At 42.2% G+C, this 25,093-nt stretch carries 16 protein-coding genes; 7 read left to right on the top strand and 9 right to left on the bottom strand.

The window, feature by feature from the left end; all coding sequences use genetic code 11:
• Positions 1-122: 122 nt before the first annotated feature.
• Both L1286_RS20550 and L1286_RS20545 read left to right on the top strand, forming a co-directional pair.
• The gene (locus L1286_RS20550) at positions 123-959 is read left to right on the top strand and encodes a hypothetical protein (RefSeq protein WP_235408892.1); all 837 of its coding nucleotides are present in this window, start codon (positions 123-125) and stop codon (positions 957-959) included.
• Between the two features lie 18 nt (positions 960-977).
• On the top strand, positions 978-1,841 hold the full coding sequence (locus L1286_RS20545) for a LysR family transcriptional regulator (RefSeq protein WP_235408891.1): 864 nt from the start codon (positions 978-980) through the stop codon (positions 1,839-1,841).
• Positions 1,842-2,003: 162 nt separating this feature from the next.
• Here L1286_RS20545 and L1286_RS20540 read toward each other — a convergent pair whose 3' ends face one another.
• Together L1286_RS20540 and L1286_RS20535 are read right to left on the bottom strand one after the other, a co-directional pair.
• Complete coding sequence (locus tag L1286_RS20540; RefSeq protein ID WP_235408890.1) at positions 2,004-2,513, bottom strand: hypothetical protein; 510 nt, start codon at positions 2,511-2,513, stop codon at positions 2,004-2,006.
• A gap of 191 nt (positions 2,514-2,704) precedes the next feature.
• Positions 2,705-3,670, bottom strand: a complete 966-nt coding sequence (locus L1286_RS20535; RefSeq protein WP_235408889.1) for a hypothetical protein — start codon at positions 3,668-3,670, stop codon at positions 2,705-2,707.
• Positions 3,671-3,993: 323 nt separating this feature from the next.
• Here L1286_RS20535 and L1286_RS20530 point away from each other — a divergent pair, with 323 nt between their 5' ends.
• Both L1286_RS20530 and L1286_RS20525 read left to right on the top strand, forming a co-directional pair.
• Positions 3,994-6,594 carry a serine hydrolase gene (locus tag L1286_RS20530; RefSeq protein ID WP_235408888.1) on the top strand — a complete coding sequence of 867 codons (2,601 nt, stop codon included), beginning with the start codon at positions 3,994-3,996 and terminating at the stop codon, positions 6,592-6,594.
• 258 nt (positions 6,595-6,852) lie between these two features.
• Entirely contained in the window at positions 6,853-8,112 is a 1,260-nt protein-coding gene (locus L1286_RS20525) for an adenylate/guanylate cyclase domain-containing protein (RefSeq protein ID WP_235408887.1), read from the top strand.
• Positions 8,113-8,367: 255 nt separating this feature from the next.
• Here the strand turns inward: L1286_RS20525 and L1286_RS20520 are convergent, their stop codons facing one another.
• Both L1286_RS20520 and L1286_RS20515 read right to left on the bottom strand, forming a co-directional pair.
• Positions 8,368-10,428 carry an alpha/beta hydrolase family protein gene (locus L1286_RS20520; RefSeq protein ID WP_235408886.1) on the bottom strand — a complete coding sequence of 687 codons (2,061 nt, stop codon included), beginning with the start codon at positions 10,426-10,428 and terminating at the stop codon, positions 8,368-8,370.
• Between the two features lie 407 nt (positions 10,429-10,835).
• Positions 10,836-13,490 carry a TonB-dependent receptor gene (locus L1286_RS20515; RefSeq protein WP_235408885.1) on the bottom strand — a complete coding sequence of 885 codons (2,655 nt, stop codon included), beginning with the start codon at positions 13,488-13,490 and terminating at the stop codon, positions 10,836-10,838.
• A 187-nt stretch (positions 13,491-13,677) separates the two neighbouring features.
• On the opposite strand from L1286_RS20515, the gene L1286_RS20510 reads away from it, so the two are divergent.
• The 3 genes from L1286_RS20510 (at position 13,678) to L1286_RS20500 (ending at position 16,431) form a co-directional block, all read left to right on the top strand.
• A complete protein-coding gene (locus tag L1286_RS20510) occupies positions 13,678-15,759 on the top strand; it encodes a winged helix-turn-helix domain-containing protein (protein ID WP_235408884.1) in 2,082 nt (693 codons plus the stop codon).
• Between the two features lie 66 nt (positions 15,760-15,825).
• Positions 15,826-16,119 (top strand): hypothetical protein, encoded by a 294-nt coding sequence (locus L1286_RS20505; RefSeq protein WP_235408883.1) that lies wholly within the window; start codon positions 15,826-15,828, stop codon positions 16,117-16,119.
• Between the two features lie 135 nt (positions 16,120-16,254).
• Positions 16,255-16,431: a hypothetical protein gene (locus L1286_RS20500; protein WP_235408882.1), complete on the top strand. Its 177-nt coding sequence runs from the start codon at positions 16,255-16,257 to the stop codon at positions 16,429-16,431.
• A gap of 18 nt (positions 16,432-16,449) precedes the next feature.
• Here L1286_RS20500 and L1286_RS20495 read toward each other — a convergent pair whose 3' ends face one another.
• From L1286_RS20495 to L1286_RS20475, 5 genes are all read right to left on the bottom strand, one after another.
• Positions 16,450-17,805 (bottom strand): TonB family protein, encoded by a 1,356-nt coding sequence (locus L1286_RS20495; protein ID WP_235408881.1) that lies wholly within the window; start codon positions 17,803-17,805, stop codon positions 16,450-16,452.
• Between the two features lie 258 nt (positions 17,806-18,063).
• Complete coding sequence (locus L1286_RS20490; RefSeq protein ID WP_235408879.1) at positions 18,064-20,625, bottom strand: TonB-dependent receptor; 2,562 nt, start codon at positions 20,623-20,625, stop codon at positions 18,064-18,066.
• Positions 20,626-21,203: 578 nt separating this feature from the next.
• Entirely contained in the window at positions 21,204-22,430 is a 1,227-nt protein-coding gene (locus L1286_RS20485; RefSeq protein ID WP_235408878.1) for a threonine/serine ThrE exporter family protein, read from the bottom strand.
• Positions 22,431-22,718: 288 nt separating this feature from the next.
• A complete protein-coding gene (locus tag L1286_RS20480; RefSeq protein ID WP_235408877.1) occupies positions 22,719-23,954 on the bottom strand; it encodes a glycosyltransferase family 4 protein in 1,236 nt (411 codons plus the stop codon).
• Positions 23,955-24,968 carry a LacI family DNA-binding transcriptional regulator gene (locus L1286_RS20475; RefSeq protein WP_235408876.1) on the bottom strand — a complete coding sequence of 338 codons (1,014 nt, stop codon included), beginning with the start codon at positions 24,966-24,968 and terminating at the stop codon, positions 23,955-23,957.
• Positions 24,969-25,093 lie beyond the last annotated feature (125 nt).

The following is a 25,093-nucleotide window of genomic DNA, read 5'->3' as shown; positions in this document are numbered from 1 at the left end:
ATGCTAATTATTCTTTTTATTTTCCTGTATTGGAATATAAGTTGTAAAAATGGTTTTGATCTGATTATTTGCTGGTTTTATGGTATATTTTTGGCAGTGATGCATATGGAAGAATTATTGCCTTGGAACAGAATAACTTAGAGAAGTTTGAACAGAGCTTTGTTTATATCATTTATGGTAAACAAGAGCGCCACTACCTTGAAGCACAACTGAGTATTGCAAGCCTTATATTTCATAACCCCGAGGCGCAAATATGTGTATTGGCTGAGTGCTCTGAGCTATTCGATGATCACCCTCAACTAAACGTGATCCCGCTAACAGATGATATGAAGCAACAATGGATGGGAGAAGATGGGTACCACTTTAAACTTAAGCTCGCTGGTTTAAAGTTTCTGCTGGCGCACTATGCCCACAAGGTCATTTTCTTAGATACAGATACCCTGATTAAAGCGCCTATTATGGATTTGTTCAATCAGGTTTCTGAAAACAGCACGTTACTTCATGAAAAGGAAGGGGATTTAACTGGGAAGCGTTTTGCGAAACAACATGCAGGTGTGATTGGCAAATCATTTTCCCACCCAGAGTTTGGTCAGTGGCTGATTGAGTCTGATATGCCAATGTTCAACTCTGGTTTAATTGGTATTTGTGAATCACATAGTAAACACCTAGACAGTGCTTTGTGGTTAATGCCATTGATTGATGCGCATACGACCATTCATACCGCGGAGCAGTTTGCGTTAGGTATTATTCTTTGCCGTCACGAAAATGTCAGCGAGGTCGGACACAAACGTGTATATCATTATTGGCACAAAAAACCTCGGAAATATATCTTTGAGGAAACGGAGCGCTGGGTTGCGGCGTCTAAAGGGCAATGTCTCTATGTTAATGCTCAGAAGATGAGCGATTTTAAATACCGTCGACCGGCTTTACGCTGGCTTAAAGACAAGCTAGGCCTTTAACGACAGACCGGGGGGGTTATGGAGCTTTATCATCTAAAGTCATTTGTTATGGTCGCAAAAGAACAAAACTTGACCAAAGCTGCAAAGCGACTGTGCACCACCCCGCCCGCAGTGAGCGCACATATAAAAGCATTAGAGCAAGAGCTAGATGTCACTTTGTTTGAACGCACCAGCAAAGGAATGCGATTAACACCGCATGGCATTGCGCTACAAGAAAAGGCGCAAGTCACGCTTAATAGTGCAAATGAACTTGTTGCAACTGCTGGGCAGTTAGCCCCAATACTGGCTGGAAAACTAACTTTAGGGCTAAACCTTTCTACTAGAGTATTAGGGTGCGACAAACTACTTGCGCAAATACATCGCGCTAACCCCCAAGTGTCCATAGCGCTACTCCCCAGTAATACCAGTGAGATTCTAAACCAGATTGAAAAGGGCTGTTTAGATGGTGGTTATGTTTATGGGTTAAGTGGCGATGAGTTTGAGTCGTACTTCATTGCTAATCGAATGATTACCACGGTTATACCGAAGACATGGCTTGAGGCTCAGCATGATGAGCAAGCATTGCTCGTGCAAAAACCTTGGATTGGCGCAGGTAAATCGTGTCCTTTTGATAACGCGTTAAAAGACAAGTTGCCGTCAGCACATATTAGCCATCTCTCTAGCTTTAATGAGTGGACGCGTATGGAGTTGGTTGCTCAGGGCCTAGGGATGAGTTTTGTCGATGAAAGCGAAGTCGAACTATTACCACATGCAGTCCATCGGACTCGGCGACTAGATTTTGAGTTGCCGCTTTATTTCGTTGTGAAGAAAAGTAGGCTGAACGAACCTTTGATCAAAGCACTATGTTTACAGGTAGAAAAACTAAGTAAAGAGGTCACGTGAGAAGTGTGGATACTGCTTGGTAAGAAAAATTTATTATTATTGTTATTTGTTCTTACCAAGCAGCTCACACGGATAAACCAAGTGACGGGCATGTTCTTGGTTTTTTACATTGCTTCCCGAGTAGGCGGTATCAATGTAAATACTTTTATCAAGCGGCTAGAATTACCATTTGAATAATTGACACTTTTGGATACGTTTACCGCCATAGTTGGCGACCAAATAAGGGCCTACTTGCGCTTCACGAATGGTGTCAAATGTATAAGTAATAATTTCGACGTCTAGAGAGCCATCACCATGTAATTCATAACTTGCATTGAGCTTGCTTGAGCCAATTTCAAAAAGACTAACGAACTTGTTTTCAAACAGGTATTGGTCAATCACAATGCCATTATTTTCATCAACTGCGTAGTGTCCTTTTTTCTCGTCTAGGGTCACTAACGTATAGTTACGGGGTTGCGCGGTTGCGCCTTCTCCATAAGTAATGATCCAGTCAGCTTTATTTTCAACAGGTGCGCCAACTTCCAAAGACATTGGAAATTTATATAAAGAGCCATATCCAGGTGCGACTAATTCACATTGACCTTTAAAGAAACCTTGCCATTCTTGTGGTGCTGCTTGCGCACCAACAGATACGGCCGATAAACCAAAACAAAGGGCTAGCAGAGTTCTCATTCTTCGTTCCTCGTTGATGAGTTTTTTGTTGTTCAGTTAGTAAAACGAGGGAAATTTAGATTTATAACAGCGCAATGGAATTTTTTTGAATTATTTTTACTTTCACAGGCATTTTATTAAGTTGTTGATTATGAGCTTGTGATATTTGCGGTCGCGCTTGCGTGAACAACACCAAGCGCGCAGATTTGCAGTTATTTTATGCTGTCTTCGGTCACTTCATTTAACGCGTCTATCGACGATTTTGATGAATGAAAGCGAGCGGCATCAAATTGATTACTAAAAGCTGTTGAAACGGGCTTATTATCAAGTGTATTTAGCTTGTCGATAGCGGAGTTATGTACACTTGAGCCTTGTTGTGCAGGGTCATAGACATGTAAAGCAAAGGTACCAAAGTTATTGGTTTCGTCCTTTTCATCGACGCTACGATGCACATCTGCCAGTAAAATAATGTGGTACTTACCAACTGGTAAGTTGAGATGTTGCAGAGATATATTTACTTCATGTTGAGAGCCAGAACCTCCCAAGGCTGGTATCGAACCGAAATAATGGATTGGTTGTTGGTTGGTATTCGCGAGGAAAAAGCCAACTTCTGGCAATATGGGGTACTCTTTGCAGTTTGAGTTTTCTACCGTGTATTTAATGCGTATGCTTTCAGGATAACCGATAGGTATATTTGATGGTGTCATAAACCCGCTGCTCAAAAACCAGTCAGGCTTTCCATTCCCGCCAAGCGTTATCTCGTTGTGACTGAGTGAAGAAGTACCATTGTACCGCCCTATAACTTGGAACTTTGTTGGCGTACATAAATTTGATAGGTAGTCACGAGTGAAATGATCCATTGAGCTGCCATAGACTCTATAAAATCGACTGCGATTGACTGGCACGCACCCGTTAGTGCCACAGTTAATTTGAACCGGATCTTTACCTAACGACAGGCTTGTAGGTGTACCATTTAAACTCAAGTTAAATTCCACAAACCCTTGCGGGTGGCCTGGCTGCGAGCCAAATAGAGTGTACTCTATTAAGAAAGGTTTACCAGTTGGGTCTGGAATGACGTAATTATCTTGAAATTTTACATTGCCAATGTAGATGTTGGCAAAAGAAAAGGTACTAAATAGGGATGCCCCAATGGCGGCAAGTTTCAACTTTTTAGACATAATTTTCCTCCATTTAAAATTGTCTAAAGTGCGTACTTTTTAATCCGAAAGGATCTTATGTAATAAAGATGTTTTTTTAAAGTTTATTTTTTGTTTTTTTGTGTTTCTCCTCGGTATGTCGGTCCGAGAGCCATTTCTGGAGAGCATGAAATCGAATTGAGGCCTTATGAAAATACTGAGACACGTTCTAATCACTTAACAAATGTTATTTCCTGCCAACATTCCATTACGCGTTCTCACAGCAAACCTTCACTTAAAAACATTATTGAGGTCCATGGTTTCCTAATATAGACACAGTTTCTGAAAACAATAAGGATAGAAATGTGAATAGGTTTACGTTAAGTATTTTGGCTTCGGCGATGTTTTTGACAGGATGTGACGACAATGAAATAAAGGTCATTGAACCGGATGATAAAGATAGACCCGCAGTGTTATCTGATTTTGCGGGTGATTGGAATTTATCTGGGCATGGGCAAATTTGGTCTATCATTGACAGCGGCCTTACCACCTACCATTTTAATAGCAAAGCCTGTATCAAGGTTGCTGTACAGAGCAAGGAAGACATATCCGAAGCGCTAAAGTACATGTCTATATCCGATTCTAACGACACGCTTACTTTTGCAAGTCCAGCATCGTCTGATTTAACTTTGAGCAAGCTAGAATCGCTGCCAGAGCACTGCCAAGGAAGCCAATTAGTCACTCAAATGGATTACCCACAAATATTTGACTACGTGTGGCACACACTCAACGAATATTATGCTTTCTTTGCCGTTCGTGACATTGACTGGCAGCAAGTGTATACAGAGAACAAACCAAAAATTACCGCTTCAATGTCAAAAGATGCATTCCTCACCGTCATGGATGATATCTTTACCGAGTTTGGCGATGGGCATTTGAGTCTAAGTGACAACTTTGACAATAGCGCGGATGGCAATAAAATCGATACGCTATTAAGAGAAGCACTGTTGCTTGATAGTGAGAATGTTGACGAAGCCATCGCATCTATTCGACAGAAAGAGTTCACTGTGCTCAAGCATTTGATGCAAGACGGTAAACTACACACCTACGAAAACAGCAATGCAGTATTTTATGGAAATATCTCTGACAGTCTTGGCTATATTCGAATCGACCGGGTTCATGACATGGTTGAAGATGACTCCGATGATGACATCGTATCTAAAATTGAGAGAGATCTAGAAAATACAGATAAAGTGATGCACAAAGTACTTGAAGCGCTTGAGGAAACCCAGAGTCTCATCATCGATCTCCGGTATAACGGCGGTGGATTTGATGATATATCGCGTAAGATTGCGGGTTACTTTACGGAACAAGCGTATACGTTCGCAACCAAACAAATTATCAACAAATCACATCAAGGGCAGTTAATTGAGCTCACCGTATCACCCAGCGATTCACACACCTACACAAAGCCCATTTATGTGTTAATTGGTGAAAACACAGGTAGTGGCGCGGAGGTCTTGGCCCAAGCTTTAAAAACTCTACCGCAAAGTAAACTGATTGGTGAAGCAACTAATGGCAGTGTCTCTGACTCTTTGACACATGAACTCCCTGGCGGTTGGGAGCTTAGTTTGAGCCATGAAGTGTATAAGAGTAAGTCGGGCGAGGTCCTTGAAAAAACAGGGGTGACACCTGACGTATTGATGCCTGCTTACGCGAGTGTCGATCATAAGCTTAACACGGATACGCCAATAGAGTTTGTCATTCAATCTCAGCATCAAGTAACGAAACATCAATTTGATAAAGCAAAACTTGATGCCGAGCTTGGACGTGCGCTGACAGAGACCGGTTTGCCCAGTTTATCAGTCGCTGTTATATCTGAGGGGGAGATCGTGTATGAACACGCGGTAGGTTTTGCCGATATCGATAACGCGCGCGTCTCTACTGTACACACGCCATATAATGTGGGTTCAATAAGCAAGGCTGTTTCAGCAGTCTCCATTATGCAGCAAGTTGAGAAAGGTCTCGTGAGCCTTGACGATAATGTCGTAATGATGAATTTAACTTTTGATCCAAATAATCCGCAAAACTTAGGAGATCAAATCAACTTGCGTAACTTGGTGACGCATACATCAGGCATCAAAGACAGTGATATGATTTTATGTACTTATTATGTGCACGAAACGGGGTTGCCGTTGTTAAGTGCTTTTGGTATTCCACTGTGTGATGCCGAGACGCCTGTGACGCAAGATCTCGAAACGTTTTTAGCCATTGATTACTTTAAACCTGGGGGAAGGTATGTGGGAAGTGGCATCTATTATGACGATGAGCAGGGTTTGCCGAACAGGGTAATGGGCTACTCAAATATCGGGTCTGCACTGGCTATGCATGCGGTCGAGCAAAAGACGGGGCTAGATTTAGCGCAAGATATGCAACAGCAGATTTTTGCGCCTTTAAATATGCACAATACACATTGGTATCATACTGAGTTGGATGAAAATAACCCCAAAGCGGTGCAGTACAGTATTGACCAGAATGGCATTAGGCATGCGATTCCTGAATATAGTTATGCAACATTTTACGATGGAGACCTGAATATAAGCAGCCACGATTTGAGCAAGTTCCTTATCGCCATTGCAAACAAAGGCCACTTTGATGGGGTTCGCATTTTGGATGAAAGCAGCGTAGCGCAAATGCTTGCAGCTCAAAGTGAAGTGTATAATATCCCCTATAAACAAGGTGTGTTTTGGTATTGGGATGGCTCATTTTTCGGTCACAACGGAGGAGATCCGGGTACCCTTGCGAAAATGTCATATAATCATCATACCAAAACAGGCATCATCGTCTTGGCAAATGGGGAAGACTATACCAGCGGTAAAGATGACATATCGCAAAGGTTAAACGAGTTAGAGTCAACTCTCTATCGTTTTGGCGTTCAATACCAAGCAAACAATCAACAACCCTAGTCTTTTGGGTTCGCAGTATGGCTAAGTTTACTGCTTAAGCCATACTGCTACCGTTGCGGCTATGTAAATCACACCGCTCTGTTTTGCGCATCAAGCCTGTCTTATATTTGCTATAAACCCACCCTAAACACAGAATGCTGTTATGTTAACTTTACAATGCTTGGCTACACTCTATAGGTCAAATTTACATGTATTGCGTGTCAAGTGAAATAGGGCGCCTATACGTAATCACAAAATTAAACCGGTGAACAACGAACAATGAAATGGTTAAAGGACATAGATGAGACGTTTGACGCGTTGCTGACTGATTGCTATCAACAACGTGAAATGGAGATGGAGCTGCATATTAATCGGATCCGTTTTTACGGGTTAATGTCTCTGTTTCTTTTAGAGTTATTTATTGGTTTGCTCAATAGTGGCATCGACTGGACATTGATTGTTGTTGATTTAGGCACGATGGCAATGACTGCTGTTTGGTGTTGTGTCGTGGCTATGTGGGCGAAGGGGAAGAACTATAAACCTTGGTTAAAGTATGTCTCGATTTTATTCGACTACTTAATCATTTTGCTTATCACGTTGGAGATGGAGTTTCTGTCAGAGATCGGTCATTTTTTGCATGATATGCACAATACAGAGTTTGAATTAATGCTGATGAGTGCCCTCATTCTTTTTAATGTGATGAGTGCATTTAGACAAGGTAAATTAATTATCTATTACTCAACACTATGCTGTTTGGCAACCGGCACGCTGATTTTAGAACACAGCGGTACAGCGCGTGCAATTGAGTTGCACGAGCAAATTATTATTTTGTTCTCTGGCTTATTGGCTTGGTCTATTTCTAGTTATATTACGAACACATATACGCGGTTGAGGCACAGAGAGCGATTACTTCGATATCTACCTAAAAAATTAGTGAGCGCTGTAGAAACAGGGAAAGTGGACATTGAACCGGGAGGGGAGCGACGCAATGTCACCGTGTTGATGGCTGATATAAGACGCTTTACGAGTTTGTGCGAGGTGCATGATCCCGAGGTGATTACGACGTTATTAAACCGTTATTTCTCAGCGATGAGTGTCATCATTTTTAAGTATGACGGCATGATAGATAAATTTATTGGTGATGCCATTATGGCTATTTTTGGTACACCTCAGGATGAAGGTAACAGCGCTAAAAATGCCATTGAAGCAGCGAAAGAAATGCTCGAAACGCTCGCAAAATTAAATATAGAACTGACAAAAGAAGGGCTGCCAGCGCTGGAGATAGGGATCGGCGTGCACAGTGGAGATGCGATTGCAGGCAATGTAGGGAGCTCAAGTTGTATGGATTACACCGTAATAGGAGATACGGTCAACGTTGCAGCGAGAATTGAAAGCAAAACCAAAGAACTGAATACCCCACTGCTTGTCAGTAAAGTAAGTGTTGAGCAATCTCAGTTAAAATCGTTAGAAAAAGTCGCAGAAGTGAACCTGAAAGGCCGCTTAGAGCCGATAGAGGTATTTTTCGATCCTGTAATTTAATTGTGAATTTGGTGTTTACTTTTTGCGCTTTTTAAGTTTAATATGGGTACAGCTCAAAAGTGAGGCTGTTCGTGTTTTAAGTATTTTGCAGTTGCTGAATACGGTCACTAACGTTGAAGCGCATGGACGGGGTCAATGAATTTTAAAATACTAAAAGCGGCTGGGTAGTCTTGTTTTTGAGCAGTTTTTAAAATAAAAGAGCAAAACAACAAAGCCAGTGACTTAGTCGCTTTACTCTTTTGACATGGAAAGCGGTTATTTACGTGCTGCTTTCACTTCCTGTAGATTTGCAGCATGATCAATTTTGTAATCGGGCATGTCTTTGTTACCGTGAATTAGGTAGTTATCCATCCAGCGCATGAGTCGAATACTGTAATCGTACTGTGCAGCAACTTTGCGATTACCATGACCTTCCCCTGGATAATAAACCAAACGGACATCTTTACCTTGGACTTTCATATAACGGTATAGCTCCATTGATTGAGCTGGGTGAACTCGAGGATCATCTTTACCGTGCATGATAAGCAATGGTGTTTTAGATTGGCCTGCCCAATAAATAGGGCTTCGCTCAAGGTACCACTGCCACTTTTGCCATGGATATGAACGAGCATGCACTAAAAACATTTCATTTGAAATATCCGTTGTGCCAAACTTAGACAGTTGGTTGGTCACACCTACAAACATGACGCTCGCAGCAAAATGTTCAGTTAATTTGGTTGCGCCCCAAGCAGAGGCATAGCCACCATATGAGCCACCGGTAATCCCTACTTTCTTGGTATCTACTAAACCAATATTTACTAGGTACTCTTTCATGTCGACTAAGTCATCGAACTCTTTACCCGCATAGTCACCTTGGCCTAGCTTTGAGTAGTCAACCCCCTTACCGGTTGAACCGCGGTAATTAGGATAAAAAACTGCATACCCTCTCGCAGCACCCATCTGACCCGGATCTGAGTAGCTGGTTAACCAGCCATTTTTATCATGCGACTCGGGGCCACCATGTACAGACATGATAAGTGGGTAGCGTTTACCTTCTTGATAGTCAAGTGGGTAAATGAGTACACCGCCAATTTCAACACCGTCACGGGCTTTAAAGGTAAGCGCTTCTTGCCTAGCGAATCGTTTACTGTCTAACCACTCATTTGAGTTTGATAAACGAGTAGGGCGTTTCGATCTAAGCATATACACTTCATTTGGATGCTTGGCTGTATTTGCGGTCAATGCAATTGTTTTGTCCGAGTCCGATACTGAAAGCTTGCCCGCAATGAGCTTGCCTTCTTTAATGAGTTTTTTGTACTTATTAGCACCCACTTTGATTTGACCTACGAAGCTCTCTGCGCCAACATGGCCAACAAAGTTCAACGTATTTTTGCGATGTGACCACTCAAAGTCACCAATATGGCCCATGAAGTTCGGGATCCATTCTTCAACTTCACCGGTTTCTGCTTTTGCCAAATAAAGTCGCCCTTTTGCTGGGTCGTGTTTATCTTCGGCACCTAAAATTGCAATGTATTTTCCGTCTTGAGAAAACTCAGCTTCACCTAACTTACCTTCAGTTTCAAAAGAGGTGGTTACTTGGTGAGTCTTGGCATCCATAATGTGCCATTGCGACTTCATGTATTGATCATCAATCAATGCGGTTGGCTGTGTTTTAACTAGCAACTTAGTCGCATCGCTTGACCAGTTTACATCACTGACATAGCCGTCTATGTTTACGGCAGCCGGCTTAAGTGCTTTTTCGCTAGGCGTTAAATCAACAATATGAAGTTGTTTGTTCTTCAAGCCTAACTCATAAACTTCAGCCATAAAACCCAGCTTTTTAAGTTCTTTTTCAGACGCATCTTTTGCTGGCATTGCAAGTATTGCAACCTGTTTTCCATTTGGGCTTAAACGGTATGCGGAAATGGAAGTGCCTGCGAGAGACAGGACGTTTTGTGCTTCACCGCCGTTCACCGCGATTCGGTAAAGAGAGGTGAACTTATCGGTTTTCTTTTTCGTTAGGAAGTAGATATAACGACCATCAGCAGACCATGAAATATTACGAATATTTACTTTACCTGTGATGTAAGGGCGTTCAACGCCTTCATCGTCTACAAGATGAAGTTCAGTAAAGTTCTTACCGTTCTGATCTACGTACAATTCACGCGGGACTGAACGTGTAAATGCCACAGACTCACCATCAGGGCTTACTGCTGAGCTGACAACTTTTTGAATTTTTGGGATGTCTTCGAGAGTAATGGTGTTTGCATTACTGGCAATGCTACTTGTGCTTGTTAAAGCAACTGCAAGTGCAAGCGTCGTTTTGATCAACTTCATTGTACTAACCTTGAAAAAGAAACTGAGCCAAGTTGTCTTACTGGCTCATAAAATTTAGCACATTTTACGTAGGGAAGATTAGAAAACCAGTGTTTGCGATAAAGTGTATAAGGTATGCGATTAGTGGCGTGCTCGTTGAATAAAATACGATGAATAATGACTTTTTAGCCAAATTGGTGTGTATATACGCCAAGAGCGGGGAGTTGTTTATTCTTATAAAGGCGGTTTTATTAAATGTTTTACTCGTGTGATTTTTATTATTTATAGCCAAATATCATATATTTACAGGTACATACTTGTTTTAAAATAGCAACAACCATAATGAGTGACATAAGTTTTGGTTTCTTCGTCAATATTGTATGATTATCGAGTTACTGATTTTATCGAGTTCATGTGACGATTGTCCTTTATTTAGTATCAAATCGGTATTGAGCACCTAAATAAAAGCGTCTCCCATTTCTGTACACTGCGGTAGGTGCGTCTTCATTCCTGTCATAGGTATAAATGGTTTCGTCGCCGAGATTTAAAAACTCAAATATCAAGTCAAAGTTCTCGTTCAATGAATAAGTTATGTTGCCGTCCAATTGACCGTAATCATCCATTTTTGTCTCACCAACTCCCGTGGCAAATTCGGTCCGATAGTTGTAAGCCAAGCGGACACTGAGTTGATTATTTTCATAGTAGGCGGTTAGGTTCGCGCTATGTTTTGATGTGCCAGGGATCCAATCTTTGAGGCCACTGAGTTGAGAAGTTCGGCTGCCATCAACATAGGTGTAGTTAGCAATCACACCGAAGCCATAGGCAATGGCTTGCTGATAACTGAGTTCTACTCCTCGAATTGTACCGCCATTGCCGTTTATGGGCCTGTCGATCGACATAAAAATACCTTCATGGCGTTCCAGTTGACGCTGGAATTCAATAAAGGACTCGACATCTTTGTTGAAAATCGCGACTGAGGCAAGCGCGGCCTCTGCAAAGTACCACTCTAAACTGAAATCATACTGCGTTGCACGATATGGGTCTAGATTTGGGTTTCCCCCTTGGCCTTGCGCTTGTGTGACATTATAGTTTGTAGACGGCATTAAGTGATGAAACTGAGCTCGGGACATGACTCTTGCTACTGCAAAGCGGCTTATAACCGTATCTGTTAAGTCAATTTGTAAATTCACACTGGGTAAAAGGTCTGTGTAACTTTTGGTATTTGTTTTCCATTTGTAGTCGGGTCCAGCGTCAGGCAACGTGGCAACACGTTCGTATGCTTGCGCTTGTTGCCACGTTTTCACCAGCCTCAAACCAATATTCGCATTATAATTTTTACCACTTAATGTGAGCATTGAATAACCGGCTAGCGTTTCCTCTTCGATAAAGAAGCGGCTATTTTTTTCTTCTTCTTGTGTGAAATTTAGAGTTGAGAAATCGTGTTCGAGGGCTGCAATGTCTGCAAAACTATAGAGTTTTAAAGTTTGTTCATTGCCAATACCGTCCAAGTAGCCGTCGACAAAAGGAGCTGGGTAATCTGCTAGGCTGGTACCGAGTTGAGCCGCTAAACCGTTTAGACCACCCAACACAGAGCGCATTCTAATGAAATTACGCTTATGTCGTTTGTATTTGCCTCCAAAGCTTATTTTCTCCAATCCTGGTGTCGCAAGGTGTCGAGAAAAATCCTTTTGTATGAAATAGGCGGTATCTTTTCCATCTTGGCTGTCACTTCTCGCTTCAGTGATAAACCATTTATCGGCTTGAAGAGGCGAAAGTGCGTACTGTGTTTGTATGTTTTTTGGCAAACGAGTGTCATATGAATAGACAGTGTTTGCCGAAAATTGTGCGGTATTATCTTCGTCGGTACCGCCTTGACCTATCGTATAACCTACTTGATACTGCGCTTCCCACCAGGGCCCTGTGTATCCTAAATCTAAGTGAAAGCCTTGAGTTTGAATATGTGCTTCTCGCCAAATCGCTTCCATACTGGTATTAAAAGATTTCGATTTAGCTTGGCTTAATTCACCATATACGAGGGTATTGTCACGGATTTCGTACGACGAGACTAAGCCCTGCGCATCGAGCGTTTTACCGGGTTGCCATAAAAAATTTTGATTACTGTTATCAGCGCTTAGTTCTGAGTGAAGGAGGTGTGCTCTAAGCGCCCAGTTATGATCTATTTGATAAGTTAGGCTAGAAGTCAGGCTCGTCAATATTCTATCTTGGATGAATACCGCAGAGCCGCCCCCACCGGGCGTCCATACATTCATATAAGTCGCATCGGGATTGTTGGTGGTTTCTAATTGACCGTCTGAGGTGAGGTCAAAGTGACGCTCATGCCAGCCCCAAGATTCCAGTCCATCTCGTCTTAGCGAACGTTGTAAATGATTTAACGTGACCAAAAAAGCGAAATCTTGAGATGGATTCTTCCAGCTATACACCGCGGAAAATTGTGGGTCATATTGATTAGATAAATCATTGTATTGGACTTGTGCTGTGACAGAGCCTCTGCCTGACTCGGCGAACAAAGGGTCAACGGTTTTTATATTGATGGCTCCCCCTAAAGAGCCTTCGTCTTGATTGGCTTGTGGGGTTTTATATACCTCTAAACTTGAGACAATGTCAGCGGGTAATAATGTAAAGTTAAATCCACGACTTGGTAACGAAGATATCCACCAGTCAGCGGATGCAAGGTATTGTCCATTCAAATAGGTTCGGTTTTGTTCTGGTGTCGTACCTCGCACACCAATTCTTTCTCCTTCTCCTTGTACACGAGAGAGAGAGATTCCCGTGATCCTCTGTAGTGCTTCCGCCACATTTTTATCAGGAAACTTTCCGATTTCTTGCGCACTAATACTATCGCTTATTTGTTGACTATAACGTTTATTATTGAGAGATTTGACAACGCTGTCATGAAATCCCCTAATTTGAATATGAATAAGCGGGTCTTTTGTGGGGGAAGGAGCTGAATCTTCTTTAGATGAGAGTGGCTCTGTGTTGCTTGCTGCAAAGGTCGTAAATGCAATCGGATAGATTAACGTACTGATAGTCAGAAATTGGCGAGAGCAACGGCTAAAAATCATGATTTCTGACTCCTGCAATAACGTGGTTAACTTATCGTGACACTTTTTGAACTTATGTTTTAAACGCAAGAACAAGCGGACGTTAGGTTACGTATAGGTAAAATATTTTTTCAAATAGCATAACATAGTATGATGAGAAGGGAATAGATGTCTCTTTTGTGACTTTCTGAATAATAGGTGGCAATTTTTGTTGGATCAATCAATGCAGTTTGAGCGCTTTTTATTAAATGACGTGTTAGTTGATGCAAAAAAAATGCGTGTGAAAGTTGCCAAAGAGTGGTTACCTATTGAGCACAAGCAATTAGCCTTATTAAGGTTGCTCATGCAAAAGGCCCCTGAGCCTGTGACTCGAGATGACATTATTGATCAGATTTGGCCTAATTTGGTGGTGAGTGATAACTCCGTAAGTCAGTTAATTGTTCAACTGCGTAAAACATTAGGCGACACATCTAAAAAACCGCAATTTATTAAAACAGTGCCCAAGGTTGGCTATCAATGTATTGCGGCGATTTCACAAGCCCCCAATTTATTAGACCGGGCTCAGGCACCAGTTCAAAATATTCCTTTACACTGGATGGCTGGCGGTATTGCTGTCGGATTTTGTCTTGCGTTAATCATGGTTTGGGACTGGGGGGGAGTTAAGCCAGTACGAAAAATCGACTATATCTCAAGAATCACCTCTGCGCCTGGTGCCGAAGTGCAACTGAGCTTTTCCCCCAATGGGAGATATTTGGCTTATAGCCAGATTGTATCTGGTAACAGTCATTTTGATCTTGCGGTGTATGACTTGCAAACTCAGACGGCACATACTGTAAAATCTTCAGGATATAGTGAACAGCTTCCTACATGGTCTGCGGATGGTAACTGGCTACTTTATTATCGGGTTGGGCCGTTTAGTTGCGATGTAAAAGCCTTATCTGTGGGTAATGCCATTGAACTATGGCGGTTGAACAAAGAAGTTCACCTCATGGAATGTGATGGCGCGCAAGAACCAGCCAAAATAATGTGGCAATCAGAGGGAAATTTGCTTGTAAACAGAGCCTTAGCCGGTGAAAAGGCGTTAATTCGATATGCTGTGCAGTCGGATCCTGAAGGCACTTTTACCACCAAAGAATTACACAGTCTCAATGGCGTAAAGCATTTTGACGCACTCAATGGTCGCGTATTGTTTGTTGATGACCATGACCGAGTTTTTAAAACCGCCATGAGTTTGGATAGCCAAGCGCTAGAGCCCATCGATATTGGTTCAACAAATACTGCCTACTTTGGATTAACGCAAAATGAGGTGGTGAGTATCGGGAGTGAGCTGTTATTGTATCCAGCTGCAAGTGTCGCATCATCCATATACAAACCTTATGGCACGATTACAGAAGTGGCTATCGAAAGACAAACTGGATACCTAGCCCATACAGAGGGGACTGCTGAGGTAAATTTATATTTATTCAATCGGCACAAAAAAGGGTTTCAAGCGGTGTCTTCCAATGCAAGGGTCGACACCCTAGCAAGCATATCGCCAGATGGGATGCAATTGGCCTATGTTTCTGAAGTACCTCGAATGGATCCGCAAATAGATCATGTTGAAATTTGGCTTAAACATAGCCTCAAAGCGAGCCCTAATTTGCTCACTAAAATGCCTAAATCCGATAAACCCAAATTTTTGTTATTTTCCTCTGATGGAGAGTATCTGGCCTTGCTCAGTGAGGACAACACTCTGTTTATTGTGAACGTGTTTGCTAAAAAACCTGTGGCGGTTGTCAAGCAAAACGCCAGTTTGCACAATATATATTGGTCCGATGGTGAGCAGTCTATTTATTATCAGACAATGGATTCTGGCGTACCGCAATTTTGGCGTTATGAGGTGGGCACAGCGAGTAATTACTTACTGGACAATACGTTTTCTAGTACGTTACCGTTATTGAAAAAAAACGTGAGTTTTGAAGGCTTTAAGACCTCACTAAAGCACTACTTATTTGATGTTTTAGAAGGGCAAGTGAGCCTAGAGCAGCTTTCAAGATCCATTGACCTTTACCGTCCAGCGGTACATAAAAATGGCATTTATTATGTGATTAAACAAGGCCACCAATTGGCGTTATACAATTTCAACAGCTTTTTGCAGCAAAATGAATTTGTTGCCGATGTCGGGCTGCATTTGTATGACATGAACGTGAAGCTGGGTCTCAGTGCGACGGAAGATGGGCAGCAAATCATTTTAAATCGTGTCGAAAACTTAGAAATGGACATCGTTTTACACAAATTTGAAGAAAACTAACGGGCTTAGAAGCACAACGGCATAAATTTGTCGTAAAGTGTCAGCTCAGTCGTTGCAAAAGGCGTATTGAATATAACGCAGCGACTCAAAAGTGGTGTATTTGCTGGTATATTTTCAGTAACAGGGTGTGTAACGCTCAATCTTGATGACGAATTTGCTCTAAGCAAACGCGAAAATGAAGGCATGGTATGGGGCAAAATTACTGGCAGTGCGCAATTTACTGACTATCAAATACATTACTTAAATTACCAAACTGGTGAGGTGGGGTTTATTAAAGCCACATTGGTAAAAATTTGCAGCGCAAAAGGTGAGCTTTTCACTGTTGTATTGCCTGAAGGACGTTATACGATAACTGGTTGACAAGCTAATACGCCATATTCCTCAGATCTTTTTGTTGAACGACCGAATCAATTGAAAAATTAAAAAGGGGTTGTTAATTACATTGGCAATTTACACCTTTCCCACCTCAAATAATCAAGAGGATCGCACGTTGTCGTGCGCTATCACAATGTAGTGGAGCGTGATAAACGATTGCTGTCACACACTTATCCGAGCTTTGAGAACATTAAGCAGAGTGTTATTTCCCCATTTTTAGATAACGATTTTTGCAATGAAAACACCCGAGAAGGACGCGTCTGTGTGGATGCGGAAGTACTGGCGCCAGTACGTTAATGTAGGCTCAAAATAAAGCTAGGGTATTTTGGGGTTTAAAAATGCGTTGATGGCCTGTGTGCTCCAATTACGTCTGGTAGCCTGTTCTAAAGCGGATTTGGCAATGCTGGTGGCTTTGCTTGGGTTTTGTTCTTTGATTAATTTAGCTTTAAGTAACAAAAGCTCAGGATCATTTTCATCCTGTTCTAACGCTTGAGTAAGCCACAGTGGGATTTCTGCGGATGAGGGGGAATAGTGATATAAGTGTAAGGCCAGCGCTTTATGAGCTCTTGTGTCTTTTGCAGAAGCTTGTTTATACCAATAGGTCGCTTGATGTGGCGCAAATAGCGTGTTTGTTTGGTCCGCGTATATTGTTGCCAATTTATATTGGGCCGGAGCAAACGTTTTTGCGCTCTGTTGTAACCAGTTTATCGCGACACTTAACTGGTGCTTGGAAGGGGAGTGTGACAACAGTTCGATTGCTAATTTGTACTGTGCAACCGGGTAATTGTTTTTGGCGGCAGCCAATAACATTGTTAAGTGGCTTGTTTCATTTCGCCAATGGTATCTGAGTAATTGACTGGCATTATATTTATCTGAGCTCAGCCAGTTTGCTACATAGTATTGTACTTGCGCGTTACCTTGTTCTGCCGCATCTATGTGTCTTTTTATTTCGTTTCGATAGTCTTTTTGCTGAAACCCAAGGGTTCTTTGATATTCCTTTCCTTTGTAGGTGGTAAAGTGATATACCAAAGAGTGGTTTTGTTTGGCGTCGCTTGTTTTGTATCGCCAAATGCTTACCGCATTGATAAGTGCACTGGTAAAAATATTTTTTGGGTGGCTATCAATGACTTTGATATTTTTGACCGTGCCTACGGCGTCGATATCGAATTCAAGCCACACCCATCCTTCTAAACCTTGTCTAACTGCTTGCTCTGGGTAAGTTGGCAGTTTTTCAAATACTTTATCAATGGGATCTTTAGTCGACTCAAAATTGGTAAAGTCTGGCGTATACTTCTGACTAAGGTATCGATACCCAAATTGCTTTCGTGTCTGTACAAGCACTTGCTCAAGGGCTTGTCTATCTGCATGCTGTGCGGCTATTGCCTGCGCGGTTTTTATCGATTCTGGTATACCATATTCAGCAGCAATCGTGAAAAAAGCGTACGCTAAGGAGAGGTTTTTTTTAGTCCCTTGTCCGTATAGTGACATCACAGCCAAGTTGTAAATGGCATCACCATTACCTATCTCGGCAAGTTTGTAAAATTCGTCATAGGCACCAGCATACTTTTGTTGCTGATATAAATGAGTGGCGGTGAACAGATCTGCAAAACTGACCTTTGGTAAAAGAACCAAAAGTAATAAGAGTATGCGAAAAGTCCTAAAATGCAGCATGCTAACTAATATGTCACCTTGTCTTGTGAACCAAACTTAAAAAGTAGGCATTAATTTCTTAATTGAAAAGTGTTTAAACCAGTACCTAAACGAACGATTCTACAGCTTTTACAAACAATTACCATATTGATACTAGATAAAAAAGAAAAGCTGAAGGGCTGCTTATACAGCCTTCAGCTTATGTCTCCTGGGCAGGGAGATGCCATCCATAGCAACGTGGATCCTGTGTTAGCTATTAAACGTGGATCTACGCTTTACTTAAAAATTAAATCGAATACCTGCAACAAATCGGCGGCCATCCGCATAAACACCAGTCAGTGCTTGCTCAACCCCTTCCTCTTGATAGCTAAAGGTATGTTCATCAGTCAAGTTAATCGCTTCAAGCACAATGGCAAGGTTTTCATTAACGTTGTAGGTGATATTGGCATCCACTTGTCCATAGGCATCTATGTAACCAGGCCAGTCATTACCTGAATCGTAACCAGAGCGATGATTATAAGAGATACGTCCACTTAGGCGCTCACTTTCGTAGTAGGCGCTTAGGTTAACAGTGTGCTCCGAGTTACCCGGGATAGTGACATCATTACCATCTTTATCTTTTGCCTCACCGTCAACATAGGTGTAGTTTGCCGAAACACCGACCCCTTCAATCAACTCTTGTTGATAACCAAATTCTAGGCCTTGAATACGACCAGCACGGCCATTACTTGGTCTGCTGATTCGGATACGCGTGTTTTCATGTACCTCAAAAGCGGGTGTGCTGTCCAAAAATGATTGGATATCTTTGTAGAAAAATACTGCAGAGAAAATACCGGCTTCGTTAAAGTACCATTCAATACCAGTATCAAACTGAGTCGCGCGGAAAGGGTCTATATTTGGGTTGCCACCCGTCCCGGTCTGAGTTTCCACATTATATGATGTAGAAGCTGTCATACTTGCATAGTCTGGGCGTGACATAACTCGTGCAGCACTGAAGCGCATCAATAAATCGTCGTTGAGATCAATTGCTAAGTTGATACTTGGTAAAATATCAAAATAGTCTTTATCTTGTGTTGTCCAAACTTCTGCACCCGTTGCCCCAGCAAATGCGGAGGATGCTTGCTTGGTGTGCACAAGCCTTACACCTAAGTTACCGCGCAGCCCGTCTGCATCTAGGGTCGTTTTAACATAACCTGCTAATATTTTTTCATTGATATCAAAAGTACTGGCTTTTAAAACGTCATAATTCCATGTCAATGCATCACCATCGCGACGAACTTTATCCGAATCGGTGATTGCGTAGGCGCGCAAAGTGCCGGAGGAACCTAGCCCTGACAAGTAATCTCCAGGCATAGCGAGTGAATAATCCGCGAGACTCCAGCCTAATTCCGTGCGGTTGTCTGTGGTATGTTTGGTGTTGAAGCGACTGTGATCTCTATATTTGACGCCCATTTTTATTTCACTAAAGATAGCGACATCAATAGGACGTTTAAAATCAGCTTGAAAATATGTTTCATCGTCTTTAGCGTCATTGCTGTCATAACGTAAAAAACCTAAATTCCACTTGCTGCCATCGGTAGGATCTGCACCATAAGTTGTTTTGATGTCTTCTGCTTGTGATGCATCATAAGCATGTACGTAGTTACCCACCCAGCCTACGGAACGATCGGCTTGTGAACCACCAGTCCCTTCGGTGTAACCCAGTTGGTAAGTAGATTGCCAAAGTTCACCCTCATGCTCTACTTTCAAATCATAAGATTTCGTTTTTAATTGCGAGTTTCTGACTTTTGTTTCATCAAGTATATTTGTACCCGTGGGAGAGAGACCCAGTGTACCAGCAACGACCATCGGACCGACTTTATTGTGCTCAATAATGGTTATGTCTGTGTATTTTGAGCCTCCGCGCTCGGGTAACCATAGAAAGTTTTGGTTTTCGTTGTCGGCGTCAAGGGTTGAGTCTAGTAGATTAAAAGAGATGTCCGTTGTATCGCTAGGGCGATATTGTAGTGCTAGTGTGATCCCTGTTCTAACCCGCTCTTGTGAGAACATGGCAGACCCACCTCCACCTGGGCTATAAACGTTTTCATGTACTGTACCATCTTCCATGGTGATCGTTCTATCTGCCCAGCTCCACGCTTCTATCCCATCGCGTCGTAAGTTGCGCTCTTGTCGGATCACAGACACTAATGCGCCAAACGATTCATCTTCATTCTTGAAGTTATACATAATGGAAGCTTGCGGATCGGTCTCTCCAGAAACTTCACTGTATTGCGCTAAGAGGGAGCCCGCAATTTTGTTTGCTTCTACATCCAGAGGCTTTCTTGTTTTGACAATGATAGTGCCACCAATTGAACCTTCATCAATATCAGCTTCAGGAGATTTATATACTTCTAATCCTGCAACAATCTCTGAAGGTAGCATGGTATAGTTAAAACCTCGGCTAGCAGCTGAATTTGTCCACCAATCAGCAGAGCCAACGGCTTGGCCATTTAGCAGCGTTCTGTTTTGGCTTTCGCTGGTCCCACGAATGCTGACTCGTTCACCTTCTCCAAAGTTTCGAGTCAAGGAGACGCCAGTGATACGTTGAAGTGATTCTGCCACATTTTGATCAGGGAATTTTCCGATATCTTCAGCGGTTACAGCGTCAACAATGGCATCGGCATACCGCTTGGTGTTAAGAGATTTTACAACACTGCCTCTAATGCCTCTGACTTGAATCACTTCAACTTCTTTTTGTGATGCGGTGCTTTCTTCTGCATACACGATTGTCGGTGTGTATAAGGTTGAACCAAGCAGTGCCGAGCCAATGGCAGCTGCTAATTTATTTTTATGTGTGAACATCTTACATTCCCCTTGGATGTTATTTCTGCGTAATCGCCTTTAGTGCAGTAAAGATTTAACATCAGAGGAGAGTGTTAAATCTTGAATTACAGTGAAAAAATATGAAAGATTGAAATATTGTTTTTTTAATTTTTAATTAGTTGAAAAATATCGATATATTTTTACATAGTACCTTTTTTGTTCTTTTTAAATAACCTTATTTATTACTTTTTAATTATCTTTGTATTTACATTCACAACTATAAATACAATGTGGTGACTCAATGTATGCAATTAAACGGGTTAACGAAAGAATACTAGGCTTGAGGGCGGAGCAAAGAGCCACAGAAATATGACGTGTGCTTGATTGGTAGAGGGGTCGGTCTAAAGTAACGATACAGCAGATTACGGTGTTGCGAAGCGTCATGTACCAAGTTCAACAAAGCGTCGGTGATTGGTACATTCGACCAAGCGGCTACGGGGTTATATGCTGCTTTTAAAAAACAAGCGCATTGGTAAAGAGACGAGTGAAGAAAGGAAGTATAGAGGTTAAAGGGATAAAAGAGAGCAGAGCCTGCAAAAAACACAGGCTCTTACGGTTTACAAGCTTTTTTTCGGTGGGAGCGCAACATTCGCAAATATTAAACCCGCGACAAGAGACATAAAAATAAGAAACGTTTGTTGGCCAATGTGATCCGCCATGACAAAGCTTTGCCCTTCGATCAGGGAGTTTAGTCCAATGTAAGTCTTGGAGCCTGGAACTAAGACTATCAACCCTTTCATTGTCACGATTGATGCCGGTGCATTTTCTACTCTGTTAAAGATATTGCTAAATATGCCCACCGCGAAGGCGCCGGCAAATGTACCAAGTGCATAGTCAAAGTAAATGGCTGCGCTCACAGATACTGCGTAAGCAATAAACCCCGAGGTTATACACCATGGAATGTGTTTTAACTTGGTTTTAAAGATGACAACCAAGCTTAGACACAGTAAAAACACGGCTAACCAAGCTGTCCATTTGGGAATGGGCGCTGGTTGTACAAAGTCTGCTTGGCCAAAGAAATAAAACCCGATACTAATCCCTAAAAATGCTCCAAAATAAAGTTTAAATAACAACATAAATGCGTCCATGACGCGTGCAGTACCTGATACTAAGTGCCTTGCAGATAGCTCTGCAAATCCCAGGGCGAGCGCGAGCCCAGGAATAAACACGATGATTGCAGATAATACGACCAAGCGAATGTTAAGTTGGGGTTCGATATAAGCTGAAACAGCACACGCTGCCACGGCGGATGCGATTGCAACCATTGGCTCTAACATGTGTGTGACGCGTTTAGAATGCTCCGACCATAAAATAAAGAGATAAACTAAAATCGAGATAATGCCAGACCAAACCACATCACTCCAACTTGTGCCCATAAGCATAGCAAATGCACCACCCGAGATAGCAAAAGCCACTGCCATTTGCCACTTGGAATAGGGGGACTCAGCGGTTTGAATTTGATCGAGGCTCTCATCTGCTTGAGTGACAGTCAATTCGCCTGCCAGCATTTTATTAACCACATCGTCCGTATTAGCGAGAGACCCCAAGTCATGATCGCCTGGTTCAACCCTTGCCACATGAGTGTATTCCTCTTCATGGCCATCGGTCCAAATCACAAAGGTCACCGAAGTTGGAGACATGACAAACGAGGATTTTAGCCCTAGATGTGTGGCAACTTCCATCAAGTGTGCTTCTAAACGAAAAGCTGGAGTACCGTATTGGTGAAGCATTTTACCAAGTTTAACAATAAACTTGCGCTTTTGAGTAAACGTCGCTGAGTTCAACTGTGCAATACCTAATAGTTGAGTAGTTAAGGACAAAGTCCAAAAGTTTGAGCACAATACTGCTCAAACCCCAATTACACTAAAATACTATAACTTTAATGATGCAATGTTACTGCTCAATTATGTTGCAATTTTGAACAATGGAACAGCTTTAAAAACACTATTCCGGCATGTATGAATGAGCAGCGTACATTATTCTATGAAAAGTGTCCTAGGGTGACCCAGTCTCAATTACCATAAAATCAATAATAAGTTACGCCGCGCATTCTAACCAGTTTTGCTGTATTTTCAACGCATTTTATTTGCGTTTTTTTCTTCAATCCATTGTGACATATATTGGGTACTGCGCAATGTGTGGTGTTTGAGCATTTGGCCGTAAAAGTTTTGGGTTCTATGCTGTGGCAAAGCTGCTCTGATCGCTGTAATTTTGCCTTTTAAACGTGCACTTAAACTAACTTGATCATGGCGAGCATGCAATAATGCCAGCCCATTCGACTGTGCCGTATGAAAATGCTCTGCATCGGTGTACAAAGAAACCGCAGCATCAATAAAGGCCTCATCATCGTGTGCTACGCAGCCGTGCCAGGGCAATGGCCCATGCATTCCTTCTGCCCCAATTGGCGTGGTAACGCAGGGAGTTTGCGTGAGCATAGCTTCTAAAAACTTACCCTTAATCCCTGCTCCAAATCGTATCGGTGAGAGGCACACTCGGCTTTGTTTCATTACCTCAATGGCGTCATCAGCCCAGCCTTTAATTAAAAAGCCTGTTTTTGGGTTATTGAGCGCTGTCGCTTTTTTTGGTGGGTAAGAACCATAGATATGTAATTCTGCATTCGGTAAACGCTTTTTGATTGCTGGCCACAGTCTTTGCAAATACAGGACAGAATCCCAATTAGGGGCATGCCTAAAGTTACCGATAGTCATAAAGTGTTGTCGCTCGTCAAAACTTGGTAAATCATCGGGAAGCCTTGATAAATCCACCAAAAACGGCAGATGTACGAGCAGTTCTTCGCTAATATTGAAAGTGTTGCGCAACAGGTCTAGCTCGAAGTCTGACACGATAAGTGACAAATCACAGCGTAAAATTGCGGCGATTTCTCGTTTAGCAAGTTCTGAGTCTAGCAACTTTGATATTTCAAAGTCCTTGTTAGCTTTGACGGCTTCATGTCGGACCCCCCGTAAACTTTGCAAATCTTCGGTATCTAATATCTTCATGGCATTTGGAGCGTATTTATCGACACGCCAGCCAAACTGTTCTTCCATCATAAAGCGGTCGAACATCACAATATCAGGTGCAAGCTTTTGGATATATTCATCAAAGGAGGTGCAGTTGAGCGTTATCTGCTTACTTGTTACACCATACTCGCCTAAATCAACCATATGTTCGGTTGTTTGTGCTGGGCTGGCAAATTCTACTTGCCAACCTTGAGATTTATAAAACTTGAGTAAGGACAGCATATGTACGCCAGCTGCCGAAGAATTGGGCTCTGGCCATACATATCCAATAACTAAAATTTTGGTCATTTATAAAGATGATTCTCTAATTTGTAATGTGATATCTACCAGTGTCCTAACCGGCGGTTGTGATTTATTCAGAATTTCGCTAAGGGCCTGACACGTGCGTTTCCCGATATCATCGGCATCAATACGAACGGATGAGAGCGCAGGGCGCATAAGTCTTGAATCAGCTAAATCATCAAAGCCAATGACTTTAATGTCTTTTCCAGGCACCAGATTATGTTCACGCATCGCCTCAATTGCACCATATGCAATTACGTCGCTAAAACATACGATCGCCTGTGTGTTGGGTGCGACCTTGTACAACTGATTAAATGCATCTCTACCGCCTTGGCGGTTAGTTGGGGCGGTAATTTCGTATGTCTGTGACGTAGAGTTGCGTGCAGAAATGGCGGAGCGAAAACCTGCAACACGTTCATGGTAGTCAGAGATTTCGGTTGTCCCCCCTAAAAATGCCAGCTTATCTAGCCCTTTTTCTAGTAAGTGCTCAGTTGCCAAGTGCGTGCCTTTTTGGTTGTCAGGCAGAATACAGGGGGCATCGGCAAACTGTATTTCACGCATTATATTGATTACGGGGAAACCAGAATGGACTAGCTGATTGACCCACTCTTTGGTAGTGCCAGGAGCAGGGACCATGACAAATGCGGAGACGTTATACTCTTTTAATGTGTTGACAACTTGCTGTTGGCGTTGAAAGTCTTCGCCTGTATTCACCAGCATAGGGACCATACCAAGGGCATAGATGTGTTTTTCTAAACCAACAGCCAATTGTGCTGAATATGGGTTTGTTAAGTCATTGATTACCACAGCAACTAAGTTTGATTTCTTACTTCTGAGCGCTGCTGCGTCTCGATTATAAACGTATCCCAGCTTTTCAATTGCTTTTAATACTTTTTCTTTGCTTTTGTCGCTTACTTTATCGGAGTGAGTGAGTACGAGTGAAACGGTAGACTTTGAGACTTGTGCTTCTTTGGCAACATCAAAAATTGTTATTTTTTCTGGCTTTTTGTCGTTGTTCATAAGTGCCTGATCGCATACTATTGTGCTGATGACGGTTGCATAGTTTAAACTTTTAGTCTTCGACTCTGCAACTTCCAATTCAAATGTGTCCAGTTTCTCTAAAACAATAGTCTAAAAATCAGATT

This window comes from Pseudoalteromonas sp. SMS1 (assembly GCF_021530565.1).
Lineage (GTDB): Bacteria > Pseudomonadota > Gammaproteobacteria > Enterobacterales > Alteromonadaceae > Pseudoalteromonas.
This window is presented reverse-complemented; position numbering and strand designations above follow the sequence as displayed.

Coding starts and splice junctions, on each gene's coding strand:
- L1286_RS20545 (WP_235408891.1), top strand. CDS start 978: ATGGAGCTTTATCATCTAAAGTCATTTGTTATGGTCGCAAAAGAACAA.
- L1286_RS20540 (WP_235408890.1), bottom strand. CDS start 2,513: ATGAGAACTCTGCTAGCCCTTTGTTTTGGTTTATCGGCCGTATCTGTT.
- L1286_RS20535 (WP_235408889.1), bottom strand. CDS start 3,670: ATGTCTAAAAAGTTGAAACTTGCCGCCATTGGGGCATCCCTATTTAGT.
- L1286_RS20525 (WP_235408887.1), top strand. CDS start 6,853: ATGAAATGGTTAAAGGACATAGATGAGACGTTTGACGCGTTGCTGACT.
- L1286_RS20520 (WP_235408886.1), bottom strand. CDS start 10,428: ATGAAGTTGATCAAAACGACGCTTGCACTTGCAGTTGCTTTAACAAGC.
- L1286_RS20515 (WP_235408885.1), bottom strand. CDS start 13,490: ATGATTTTTAGCCGTTGCTCTCGCCAATTTCTGACTATCAGTACGTTA.
- L1286_RS20495 (WP_235408881.1), bottom strand. CDS start 17,805: ATGCTGCATTTTAGGACTTTTCGCATACTCTTATTACTTTTGGTTCTT.
- L1286_RS20490 (WP_235408879.1), bottom strand. CDS start 20,625: ATGTTCACACATAAAAATAAATTAGCAGCTGCCATTGGCTCGGCACTG.
- L1286_RS20480 (WP_235408877.1), bottom strand. CDS start 23,954: ATGACCAAAATTTTAGTTATTGGATATGTATGGCCAGAGCCCAATTCT.
- L1286_RS20475 (WP_235408876.1), bottom strand. CDS start 24,968: ATGAACAACGACAAAAAGCCAGAAAAAATAACAATTTTTGATGTTGCC.